The organism is Enterobacter chuandaensis (genome assembly GCF_003594915.1).
GTDB lineage: Bacteria > Pseudomonadota > Gammaproteobacteria > Enterobacterales > Enterobacteriaceae > Enterobacter > Enterobacter chuandaensis.
Genome location: NZ_QZCS01000015.1, coordinates 99,068 through 108,506, shown reverse-complemented (window position 1 = coordinate 108,506; position 9,439 = coordinate 99,068). Strand labels below are relative to the sequence as shown.

At 51.3% G+C, this 9,439-nt stretch carries 10 protein-coding genes; 6 read left to right on the top strand and 4 right to left on the bottom strand.

Going from position 1 to position 9,439, the window contains the following annotated elements:
• Nucleotides 1-73: 73 nt before the first annotated feature.
• Nucleotides 74-577 carry a molybdopterin-guanine dinucleotide biosynthesis protein MobB gene (gene mobB / locus D5066_RS19475; RefSeq protein ID WP_119916945.1) on the bottom strand — a complete coding sequence of 168 codons (504 nt, stop codon included), beginning with the start codon at nt 575-577 and terminating at the stop codon, nt 74-76.
• Nucleotides 574-1,158 carry a molybdenum cofactor guanylyltransferase MobA gene (gene mobA, locus D5066_RS19470; protein WP_119916944.1) on the bottom strand — a complete coding sequence of 195 codons (585 nt, stop codon included), beginning with the start codon at nt 1,156-1,158 and terminating at the stop codon, nt 574-576. The genes mobB and mobA overlap by 4 nt, the downstream gene beginning before the upstream one ends.
• A 68-nt stretch (nt 1,159-1,226) precedes the next feature.
• Between mobA and D5066_RS19465 the strand changes: the two genes are divergently transcribed.
• From D5066_RS19465 to dsbA, 3 genes are all read left to right on the top strand, one after another.
• Nucleotides 1,227-1,496, top strand: a complete 270-nt coding sequence (locus D5066_RS19465) for a YihD family protein (RefSeq protein ID WP_003861904.1) — start codon at nt 1,227-1,229, stop codon at nt 1,494-1,496.
• Between the two features lie 75 nt (nt 1,497-1,571).
• Nucleotides 1,572-2,558, top strand: a complete 987-nt coding sequence (locus D5066_RS19460; protein ID WP_119916943.1) for a serine/threonine protein kinase — start codon at nt 1,572-1,574, stop codon at nt 2,556-2,558.
• A gap of 27 nt (nt 2,559-2,585) precedes the next feature.
• Nucleotides 2,586-3,209 carry a thiol:disulfide interchange protein DsbA gene (gene dsbA, locus D5066_RS19455; RefSeq protein WP_028014899.1) on the top strand — a complete coding sequence of 208 codons (624 nt, stop codon included), beginning with the start codon at nt 2,586-2,588 and terminating at the stop codon, nt 3,207-3,209.
• Nucleotides 3,210-3,232: 23 nt separating this feature from the next.
• Here the strand turns inward: dsbA and yihG are convergent, their stop codons facing one another.
• Nucleotides 3,233-4,141: a 1-acylglycerol-3-phosphate O-acyltransferase, YihG family gene (gene yihG, locus D5066_RS19450; protein WP_119916942.1), complete on the bottom strand. Its 909-nt coding sequence runs from the start codon at nt 4,139-4,141 to the stop codon at nt 3,233-3,235.
• A gap of 440 nt (nt 4,142-4,581) precedes the next feature.
• Between yihG and polA the strand changes: the two genes are divergently transcribed.
• Nucleotides 4,582-7,374 carry a DNA polymerase I gene (polA, locus tag D5066_RS19445; protein WP_080330274.1) on the top strand — a complete coding sequence of 931 codons (2,793 nt, stop codon included), beginning with the start codon at nt 4,582-4,584 and terminating at the stop codon, nt 7,372-7,374.
• A gap of 166 nt (nt 7,375-7,540) precedes the next feature.
• Complete coding sequence (gene spfP / locus D5066_RS23370) at nt 7,541-7,588, top strand: small protein SpfP (RefSeq protein WP_071892919.1); 48 nt, start codon at nt 7,541-7,543, stop codon at nt 7,586-7,588.
• Nucleotides 7,589-7,686: 98 nt separating this feature from the next.
• Here spfP and yihA read toward each other — a convergent pair whose 3' ends face one another.
• A complete protein-coding gene (gene yihA, locus D5066_RS19440; protein WP_014885764.1) occupies nt 7,687-8,316 on the bottom strand; it encodes a ribosome biogenesis GTP-binding protein YihA/YsxC in 630 nt (209 codons plus the stop codon).
• A gap of 576 nt (nt 8,317-8,892) precedes the next feature.
• Here yihA and yihI point away from each other — a divergent pair.
• Complete coding sequence (yihI, locus tag D5066_RS19430; RefSeq protein WP_119916941.1) at nt 8,893-9,408, top strand: Der GTPase-activating protein YihI; 516 nt, start codon at nt 8,893-8,895, stop codon at nt 9,406-9,408.
• The last annotated feature ends 31 nt before the right edge of the window (nt 9,409-9,439 follow it).

The window sequence follows — 9,439 nt, the reverse complement described above, 5'->3', positions numbered from 1 at the left end:
CAAGGATGGCCTTTTTGCGTTTATACGCTGAAAAAACGGCAGGCCGGGTAAGGCGAAGCCGCCACCCGGCAAGTCAGACCGCACACCACCTCACAATAAACTCAGCAATCCCATCCTCATCATTTAAATCCAGCACCGGAACCTCAACATCGAGAACAACATCACTGGCCACCGCAATCACATGCTCATCCAGCGTTAACTCGCTGATATCGTGCCCGGCATCGCTTCGGAACAGCAGGATCTTAGGCACTGCCTCATGCTTAAACCCCTCAACCAGCACTAGATCCAGTGTGGAGTGATCCATCCGGCTCACCAGGTACGCGAGATCCAGCGGCGCCTCATCCGGCGTTTCTGTCATCAAAGCCCAGCGCTGGTTGCTTGCCACCATTGTTTGTGCGGCACCCGCTTTGCGCAGCTCATAGCTGTCTTTGCCTGGCTTATCGACATCCATATTATGGTGAGTATGCTTAATCAAGCCTGGGAGAATACCGCGGGCGCACAGCGCGGGTATCAGTTTTTTCAGCAACGTGGTTTTTCCTGTCCCACTCCAGGCGGAAATGGCTAAAACAGAGGTCATCTCTTCTCCTGCATGGCCTGTAAATCTTCCGTTGTGTTCACATTCACGAACGATGTTTTCATGTCGCTAAAATCAACAGCATGTCCACCGACCTTACGCATAAACACCATCACTCTTCGTTCTCCGGCAGCCAGATAGTCGCTCAAAGCAGGAATCAATGATCTGTTAATGAGCGCGATAGTTGGGTGGTCGCGCTCGCCGTCATGCACCCAGACCACGGGTGAATCACCTCGCTGTTGCACCATTCGCTCCACCAGACAGGTGGGTATTAATGGCGTATCGCACGAACAAAAGAGAAACCACTCGCCCTGCGACTGCTGCATCACCGAAAGCATGCCGGCCAGCGGCCCCGGATAATCTGCGAGGTTATCCTGATAAACGGGAAACCCGCTGCGCTGGTAAATATCGATATGGCGATTTGCGCTCAGCGCCATTGCCGATACCTGATCGACAAGCGTATCAGCGACATGCTGCCATAATGGCTTGCCCTTCAGGAGCTGTAATCCCTTATCTTCCCCGCCCATCCGCGTAGCTTTGCCGCCTGCGAGAACGACGCCGATGATTTCCTGACTAAGATTCACGAATATCGCCTCTTTTATTGTGGGATTGACCCTGCTAACGTGTCACTCTAAATGAAAGGAGCACCACCATGAAATGTAAACGTCTGAATGAAGTCATTGAACTCCTCCAGCCAGCCTGGCAAAAAGAGCCTGAGCTGAATCTGATGCAATTCTTACAGAAACTGGCAAAAGAGTCAGGTTTTGACGGCGAACTGGCAGACCTTTCTGATGACATCCTGATCTACCACCTCAAAATGCGCGACTCTGCCAAAGATGCTGTTATTCCTGGTATTCAGAAGGATTATGAGGAAGATTTTAAAACCGCATTGCTGCGCGCCCGGGGCGTAATTAAAGAGTAAAAGCTTGTAAGCGGAGCCACCGAAATCGCCACAAGATGATATCCTGAATCATTCGTATAATTTCCGGATGATCGGATGAACGACCAGGCTTTTACTTTCCAGACACTACACCCGGATACCATTATGGATGCCCTGTTTGAACAGGGTATTCGTGTGGATTCCGGGCTAACTCCGTTAAACAGCTACGAAAACCGCGTCTACCAATTTCAGGACGAGGATCGTCAGCGCTTCGTCGTAAAGTTCTATCGCCCTGAACGTTGGTCTGCACAGCAAATTCAGGAAGAACACCAGTTTGCTCACGATCTGCTGGAAGATGACGTCCCCGTTGCCGCACCCATAAAGTTCCATAACCAAACGTTGCTCACGCATGAAGGGTTTTACTACGCCGTATTCCCCAGTCTGGGTGGTCGTCAGTTTGAAGCGGATAATATCGATCAGATGGAGTGGGTTGCTCGCTATCTGGGACGTATACACCAGACGGGGCGCAAAAAAGACTTTATTGCTCGTCCGACTATCGGTATTCAGGAATACCTTCTTGAACCGCGCGAGGTATTCGAAAAATCTGCAATGATCCCCAAAGCGTTAAAGGATGATTTCCTTAACGCCACCGATAAGCTCATTGCTGCGGTGAAAACCTGCTGGCGTGATGATATTTCAGTTCTGCGCCTGCACGGCGATTGTCACGCCGGAAATATTCTCTGGCGCGATGGCCCGCTGTTTGTCGATCTCGACGATGCGCGCATGGGCCCAGCGGTTCAGGATCTGTGGATGCTGCTGAATGGGGACAAAGCCGAGCAGCGCATGCAGCTTGAAACGATTATTGAAGCCTATGAAGAATTTAGCCCGTTTAATTCAGACGAAATTGCCCTGATTGAGCCTTTACGTGCGATGCGTTTTGTTTATTATCTCGCATGGTTAATCAGGCGTTGGGACGATCCCGCATTTCCCCGTAATTTCCCGTGGCTTACCGGAGAAGATTACTGGCGCAGCCAGATATCTACATTTACTGAGCAGGTCAAGGTTCTTCAGGAACCTCCTCTGCAATTAACGCCGATGTATTAATTGGACACACCCAGGAGAGAGTTAATCATGAAAAAAATTTGGCTGGCGCTGGCAGGTATGATTCTGGCATTTAGCGCTTCTGCTGCGCAGTTTACCGACGGTAAACAGTTTATCACGCTGGAAAAGCCGGTTGCTGGTGAGCCACAGGTTCTGGAGTTCTTCTCGTTCTACTGCCCGCACTGCTATCAGTTTGAAGAAGTGCTGCATGTTTCTGACAACGTGAAGAAAAAGCTGCCAGAAGGCACCAAAATGACCAAGTATCACGTTGAGTTCCTGGGCCCATTGGGTAAAGACCTGACTCAGGCGTGGGCGGTTGCGATGGCGCTAGGCGTGGAAGATAAAATCACCGCTCCAATGTTTGAAGCCGTACAGAAAACCCAGACCGTTCAGACCACTGCGGATATCCGTAAAGTGTTCGTTGATGCCGGTGTGAAAGGTGAAGAGTACGACGCCGCGTGGAACAGCTTTGTGGTGAAATCGCTGGTCGCTCAGCAGGAAAAAGCGGCCGCTGACCTGCAGCTTCAGGGCGTTCCGGCGATGTTTGTTAACGGCAAATATCAGCTGAACATGCAGGGCATGGACACCAGCAGCATGGATATCTTCGTACAACAGTATGCTGATACCGTGAAATACCTGGTCGAGAAAAAGTAAGTTCGTTGATGTAAAAACGCCGGTCACTGACCGGCGTTTTTGTATGAAGATTTAATGCTGTCTATCTGCTCGTCTTTCTCTTTCCAGAGCGTATTAAGCCACTGCTGGAAACGACGTTTAAAATTCTTATCGTTAACGTAGTCACCATGCAGCCCGGCATCGATCGGAACTAAATCTACCCGAACCACAATGCGCGTCAGTTTGCCGCTGAGCATGTCGAAAAACGGCGTCTTATCGTTTTCCGGATAGCAGAGCGTGACGTTAAGTAACTTATCAAACTGTGAACCCAGCACGTTAAGCGCCATCGCGATACCCGCCGCCTTTGGCGGAAGCAGGTTCTGATAAGGGGAGCGAGTTTGTTGACGTTTCTCTTCGGTAAACCGTGAGCCTTCAACAAAGTTCACGATGGTCGTTGGATGCGCGCGAAACTTTTCACAGGAACGGCGCGTGGTCTCCACATCCTTACCGCGACGCTCCGGATGACGAATCAGATAGCTGCGCGAATAACGTTTCATAAACGGCATATCAAGCGCCCAACAGGCCAGCCCGATAAAGGGCACCCAGGCAAGCTGTTGTTTCAGGAAGTACTTGTTCATCGGGATGTGTTTGCGGAAAAGCACGCATAACACCACGATGTCCGCCCAGCTGTGGTGATTGCAGATCAGCAGATACCAGTTCTTTTTGTTGAGGCTCTCCAGCCCTTCAACATCCCACTTCAGATGCGGGTTCAGACACAGCAGGATCGCCAGTCCTTCGCACCAGCAGTACATCATGAAATTACAAAACGCAGATACGGCTCGCCACACCGCGGGGACAGGCAGCAGCAGTTTAACGATCCCGGCGACAATGATCGGCACAGAACAGGCAATCGTCACCAGAATAGTTAAAATGATGCTTAGCGGTAATGTTATTGCAGCGAGCAATCTCGACATGATGAGCTTTTTCAGGTAGTTAGCTGTAAGTGAGCGACCGGCTATTCGGCGCAGGGCGCTGATTTTACCAGAAAACAGGCAAAGTAATGGCGCTTTCACACCGTCAATCGGCGGCTTTTATCCGGACACAGAAGATTTCTCTAATATTGAGCGCTAATCAGGAGTTATATCCACATAGGCTAAATAGCCATCAGCATGCAATTTTGAGTGTGTAATGCCAATCAACTGTATGATATTTAATGTTTTATTTGTGATTGGCGTCTGCGTTAAGCGTCTTTTTTATATATGAAGTGAAAATATACACAAACTTATCCACAGTTTGAATTTTGCGAGCGATCCTCACGATCGCAAAATCTTTTCCTGTATCTGGCGCGAATAACTGATGTTTTCATCCTTCTGTGGCATCCTTTACCCATAAATTGATTAAAGGCACGGACATTATGGTTCAGATCCCAGAAAACCCACTTATTCTCGTCGACGGCTCTTCTTACCTGTATCGGGCGTACCATGCGTTTCCTCCTCTGACCAATAGCGCAGGGGAACCTACCGGCGCAATGTACGGCGTGCTCAATATGCTGCGCAGCCTGATCCTTCAGTATCAGCCAACCCATGCGGCTGTTGTTTTTGATGCGAAAGGCAAAACCTTCCGCGATGAGCTGTTTGAGCATTACAAATCTCACCGTCCGCCAATGCCTGACGATCTGCGTGCGCAGATTGAGCCACTGCACGCCATGGTGAAAGCAATGGGCCTGCCGCTGCTGGCCGTCTCTGGCGTGGAGGCTGACGACGTCATCGGTACGCTGGCGCGTGAAGCAGAAAAAATGGGCCGTCCGGTGCTGATCAGCACCGGTGATAAAGATATGGCGCAGCTGGTGACGCCAGGTATTACCCTGATCAACACCATGACCAACACCATTCTGGGTCCAGAAGAAGTGGTCACTAAGTATGGCGTGCCGCCAGAGCTGATTATCGATTTCCTCGCGTTGATGGGCGACTCCTCGGATAACATTCCTGGTGTCCCTGGCGTCGGTGAAAAAACCGCGCAGGCGCTGCTCCAGGGGCTGGGTGGTCTGGATACGCTCTACGCGGAATCAGACAAGATCGCCGGCCTTTCCTTCCGTGGCGCAAAAACCATGGCCGGGAAGCTGGAAGAGAACAAAGAGGTGGCTTATCTCTCCTATAAGCTGGCAACGATCAAAACCGATGTGGAACTGGAACTGGGCTGTGAACAGCTTGAAGTACAACAGCCTTCCGCTGACGATCTGCTGAGCCTGTTTAAGAAATACGAATTCAAGCGATGGACCACTGACGTGGAAGCCGGTAAATGGCTGCAGGCAAAAGGGGCGAAACCTGCCGCAAAACCGAAGGAGACGATCGTCGTTGATGCCGAAGAGCAGGCGGAAGAAGAAGCCGTAGCGCTCTCCTTCGATAACTACGAAACCATTCTTGACGAGTCGCAGCTGATCGCCTGGATCGAGAAACTGAAAAAAGCGCCGGTCTTTGCCTTTGACACCGAAACTGACAGCCTCGACAACATCTCAGCCAATATGGTGGGCCTGTCATTTGCGACAGAACCGGGTATTGCTGCTTACGTTCCTGTGGCGCACGACTACCTCGATGCGCCGGAGCAGATCTCCCGTGAACGCGCGCTTGAGCTGTTGAAGCCGATTCTGGAAGACGAAAAGGCGCTGAAGGTTGGGCAAAATCTCAAGTACGACCGCGGCATTCTGCAAAACTACGGCATTGAACTGCGCGGGATTGCCTTCGACACCATGCTCGAATCCTACATTCTGGACAGCGTGGCGGGCCGTCATGATATGGATTCCTTATCTGACCGCTGGCTCAAGCACAAAACCATTACCTTTGAAGAGATTGCCGGTAAAGGGAAAAATCAGCTCACCTTTAACCAGATTGCTCTCGAAGAAGCAGGTCGCTACGCGGCGGAAGATGCCGACGTCACGCTGCAGCTGCACCTGAAGATGTGGCCAAAACTGCAGAAGCACGAAGGTCCACTGAATGTGTTCCAGCATATTGAGATGCCGCTGGTGCCCGTGCTGTCCCGTATCGAACGCAATGGCGTGAAGATTGATCCAACGGTGCTGCATAACCACTCTGGCGAGCTCGCGCAGCGTTTGACCGAGCTTGAGCAAAAAGCGCATGAGCTTGCCGGCGAGCCGTTTAACCTCTCGTCTCCGAAACAGCTGCAAACCATCCTGTTTGAAAAGCAGGGCATCAAGCCACTGAAGAAAACCCCTGGCGGCGCGCCGTCAACGTCTGAAGAGGTGCTTGAAGAGCTGGCGCTGGACTACCCGCTGCCAAAAGTGATTCTGGAGTATCGTGGTCTCGCGAAGCTGAAGTCTACCTATACGGACAAACTTCCGCTGATGATCAACCCGAAAACGGGCCGTGTGCACACGTCGTATCATCAGGCGGTAGCGGCAACCGGGCGTCTCTCGTCAACCGATCCTAACCTGCAGAACATTCCGGTGCGTAATGAAGAAGGGCGTCGCATTCGTCAGGCCTTTATTGCTCCTGATGACTACCTGATTGTCTCGGCTGACTACTCGCAAATTGAACTGCGCATCATGGCGCACCTGTCCCGCGACAAAGGTCTGCTGACCGCTTTTGCGGAAGGGAAAGATATCCACCGTGCAACCGCGGCAGAGGTCTTTGGTTTGCCGCTGGAAAGCGTGACCAACGAACAGCGCCGCAGTGCTAAGGCGATCAACTTCGGTCTGATCTACGGCATGAGCGCGTTTGGTCTTTCACGCCAGCTCAATATTCCGCGTAAAGAGTCGCAGAAGTATATGGACCTTTACTTCGAGCGTTATCCGGGCGTGCTGGAATATATGGAACGCACCCGCGCGCAGGCGAAGGAAAAAGGTTACGTCGAAACCCTGGATGGCCGTCGTCTCTATCTGCCGGACATCAAATCCAGCAACGCGGCGCGCCGCGCTGGCGCAGAGCGTGCGGCGATCAACGCCCCAATGCAGGGTACCGCGGCGGACATCATCAAGCGTGCCATGATAGCCGTGGATGCCTGGCTCGAGAAAGAGAAGCCGCGCGTGAAAATGATCATGCAGGTACACGATGAACTGGTATTTGAAGTGCACAAGGACGATCTCGATTCCGTGTCGAAAAAGATCCATGAACTGATGGAAAGCAGCATGACGCTTGACGTGCCGTTGCTGGTGGAAGTGGGAAGTGGTGAAAACTGGGATCAGGCTCACTAAGCGTTATATGAATAACACGCTTTTTATGTAAGTTAGCAACATAACAACGCGTGTTTTGTGACGATCATTAGAATTCCCTATGTAAAGAATGAAAAAAAACTACAAAAAGTGCTTTTTCTGCAGCAAAAAAAGGGGTAGAGTTATCGACGTAGGGTACAGAGGTAAGATGTTCTATCTTTCAGACCTTTTACTTCACGTAATCGGATTTGGCTGAATATTTTAGCCGCCCCAGTCAGTAATGACTGGGGCGTTTTTTATTGCGGCAAAGAAAAGTTCAGGCAAAAAAAAGCGCGGACTTCGCCGCGCTCGGTATTACTCTTCTTCCGCTTCCGTCGCGGGTTCCAGCTCGTTAAACCAGCTATCGAGCTTCTGGCGCAGCTTGTCCACGCCCTGCTTTTTCAGCGAAGAGAAGGGTTCCACTTGTACATCGCCATTGAAGGCCAGTACCGCTTCACGAACCATATTCACCTGCGCTTTCCGCGCGCCGCTCGCCAGCTTATCGGCCTTGGTCAGCAGGACCAGCACGGCAATATCGCTTGCTACAGCCCAGTCGATCATCTGCTGATCGAGATCTTTCAGCGGGTGACGAATATCCATCAGCACCACCAGACCTTTCAGGCACATGCGTTTTTCCAGGTATTCGCCCAGCGCACGCTGCCATTTGATCTTCATCTCTTCCGGAACCTGCGCATAACCGTATCCCGGTAAGTCGACGAGGCGTTTGCCTTCAGCGACTTCAAAAAGGTTAATCAGCTGGGTACGGCCAGGTGTTTTTGAGGTACGCGCCAGGTTCTTCTGATTGGTCAGCGTATTCAGGGCGCTGGATTTACCCGCATTAGAGCGGCCAGCAAATGCCACTTCAATACCGGTATCAGAAGGCAGGTGGCGAATATCGGGCGCACTGGTGACAAAATGCGTCTGTTGGTAGTTCCAGGTAGTCACGTGGTCGTCTCCAAAAATCGTAATCTGAGGGGATTATACCCGAATGCGGGCAAAAGGCTTTTCTCATTGCACAGGGCTTGCAGGCGAATGCCCAAACCGTTGTGAGAGATCGGCTAATGTTGCTATGGGAGATTTCAGAGAATTCGCAGATGTCAAAAAAGCCAAACTGTTTTAAATCATAAGCTTATTTCCGGGTAATTGTCTGAAAATCTCATTTGTACCGTTTCGTTGCTTGTCAGTTTAACTGAACAAGGTAAAGTGTGCGTCAGGGCGAGGAAGCCAACAGGAATCAGACTTAAGGATTAGGGTCAGGAGCGCCAGGAGGCGAAGACGCAGGACAGTCAGGACGACCAGCGCCTGGAGGCGTTTTAACAGGAAATGGAACCATACACGGACGGTATCAGCCAAAGGATAAACAGGGTGTGTTGTTGGTAAACATGGAATGTCTGACCCGTTAAGGGTTGTGAGTCAGGAAAAAAGGCGACAGATTGCTCTGTCGCCTTTTTTCTTTGCTTGCTTTCTGCTAGATTTCGCCGCAATTCTATACTGAAGAAAACGACTTAAAGATAAAACATCATGAAAAAACCGACCACCGCAGCGGGCACGAAACGCCCGGCAAAAGCACGCCGCAAAACGCGCGAAGAACTGAATCAGGAAGCGCGCGATCGCAAACGCGATAAAAAACATCGTGGCCATGCTGCGGGTAGCCGTGCAAACGGCGGTGCGGCAGCAGGCACCTCTGCAAAAGGCAAACAGCAGAAAGATCCTCGTATCGGCAGTAAAACTCCCATTCCACTGGGCGTGACAGACACCCCGGTCACTAAGCAGCACAAACCAAAGAGCGAGAAACCTATGCTTTCACCGCAGGCTGAGCTGGATATGCTGGAGAACGATGAGCGCCTGGACGCGCTGCTGGAACGTCTTGAAGAGGGTGAAACCCTGACCGCCGAAGAGCAGTCATGGGTGGATGCCAAACTGGACCGCATTGATGAACTGATGCAGAAGCTTGGTCTGTCTTACGATGACGAAGACGACGAAGAGGAAGAAGAAAAGCAGGAAGACATGATGCGTCTTCTGAAGGGTGGAAACTAACATTTGCATCCGGCAGGTAGGATAGTCCTGC